This window comes from Shewanella sp. POL2, assembly GCF_000282755.1.
Lineage (GTDB): Bacteria > Pseudomonadota > Gammaproteobacteria > Enterobacterales > Shewanellaceae > Shewanella > Shewanella xiamenensis.
The window spans coordinates 1-2,045 of the sequence record NZ_AKZL01000180.1; the positions used below are offsets into that span (position 1 = coordinate 1).

The 2,045-nt window shown below is 57.3% G+C and carries 1 protein-coding gene; it reads right to left on the reverse strand.

All coding sequences use genetic code 11. From position 1 onward, the window contains the following. The coding region (locus SHEWPOL2_RS21885; RefSeq protein ID WP_037431729.1) for a VCBS domain-containing protein at positions 1 to 2,045 on the reverse strand (2,045 nt) is incomplete at both ends.

Consider the following 2,045-nt stretch of genomic DNA (forward strand, 5'->3'; position numbering starts at 1 on the left):
TGCAGCGGGTTACCAGTGTTGTTCACGTAGAACGAACTGCTGGTACCCACAGCACCTTCGAGAATCAGTTGGGCACCGTGATGGTTCTTGAGTAATTCGACTAGATGTCCCAGTGGTATATGTGTACCGAAGTAATCTTTATTAGTGAAGCTCTCCAATACATGGCCATTCGCGTCAATCACCGTGGGGGTTCCACCACCAAAAGACAACTCAATATCATTCAAGTTAGCGATATTGCCCGATGCAATAGCGCTTCCTATTGCGGACCAGGGATTCCACTGGTTGAATAGTGAGTTTGTCACATGGGCCATCACATCGAGGTAGGTTTCATCTACCCCTTCAAGAGTGACGTTGATGGTATGCGCCGTACCATCGAAACTGTGCACAACAAAGCTGTCACTGACGGTTTGCCCCTTAACCAGCGCCTGCACGGCTGCACTATTGTTGTCGGCGTGGTAAACCCAGGCTCCATCTTTGTCCATGGTCAGGTTGCCGTAATGTCCTGCAAGATCCTTAATGGGTTGGAAGACCGCCTGACCAGGATCTGTATCTGTGACCTGCAACTGGCCGCTAGCCTCCAGCTGGTGGGCGGCATTAAGGTTTTGATCCTCGGTGACCCTGCCGCTGTCGGTGCCAGTAATGACGGCATCTTCGGCCGTGCCCTGGATGCTAAGGGTGATCTGATGGGTTGTGCCGTCGATACTGGTGACGCTGACCACCTCGCTGAGTTCACTCGGTACTGGCGGAGTATGCCATGTCAGAGCCAGGTGCGCCGCGGCGCTCTCCGGTGTGGTGAGCATGGCCGAGCCGGAGAGCGGTAGGCCATGCAGCACACTCTCATCGCCGCGATCGTGGACGAAAAATTGCACATCGCTCTGCGAGCCTTGCAGGTGTATCTCATAGCCTGCGCCCTGATGTAGCCAGCTCAGCAGCTCGTCCACCCCGAGCGTGCTACGGCCTTGGGCGTCCATCGCATAGACCACAGGCGTTGTGCCCGATGGGCCACTGAGTACAATGGCTGCACCCTGCACCGTCAGGTCCAGCACGCCGGCTAGGGCGCCAGATTGCCCTTGTGTCAGCGCCTCGCCCACTGCATGAAAGCCCTCCATAGTGGATTGCACTAAAGCTTGCCCTAGCGCCTGGGCCATATTGCCGGTCTCGCCCGGCGTGCCGCCCGGTTTGAGCGCCTGCACCTCAGGCTTGTTGTTGTCCACTGTGTAGCTCCAGACACCTTGGGCATCGATGCTGAAATGGCCATACTGGGTAGCCACGCCACTTTGCGCGACAAAGTTGGACTGGCCTGCATCGGCATCCTGGATCTGTAATTGCCCCGAAGCATGCAGAAGACCTTGGGCATCGACGTTCTGATCTTCAATCACTCGGCCTGTGTCGACGCCGCTGATGGTGGCACCATCGTTGGTGCCAGTGAGCGTAATCGTCAAATTCGCAGTGCTAGTTGCGCCAGTGCTGTCGGTAACTGTGATGGGGATAGTGAGCGTCTCAGTCTGGCCTTGGGCTAGATGTTGGTAAGCCGCACTGGCTGGGTCGAAGCTGTAGCTGCCATCGGTGTTGAGCGTGAAGCCATCGACCCCATTGGCGAGACTGAAGGAGAGTGTGTCACCGGTATCCACATCCGTGACCACCATCTGCCCGGTGAGTTTGGCGCCATCTTCGCTGACCGATTGGCTTTGCGCCGTGAGCACTGGTGCATCGTTGCTGCCAGTGAGGGTCACTGTGACGGCATGGTTAGTGCCATCGGCGCTGGTAACGGTGAAGCTGTCGGTGAGGGTTTCGCCCGTCTTGAGCTGTTGAATGGCACTTTGGCTGTTATCGGCGCTGTAGCGCCACTGACCGTCGGCGTCGAGGCTGAACGTGCCGTAACTGCCCGCCACATTGGTTTGTGCGGTGAAATGGTCCTGGCCCGCATCTGGGGCGCTGATTATCAGTTGTCCATGGGTTTCGAGCTGGCCTGCCGTCAGGTTAGCGTCTTCAGTGACGGCGCCACTGTCCACACCAGCAATCACAGCGCCATCGTCATGGCCGTT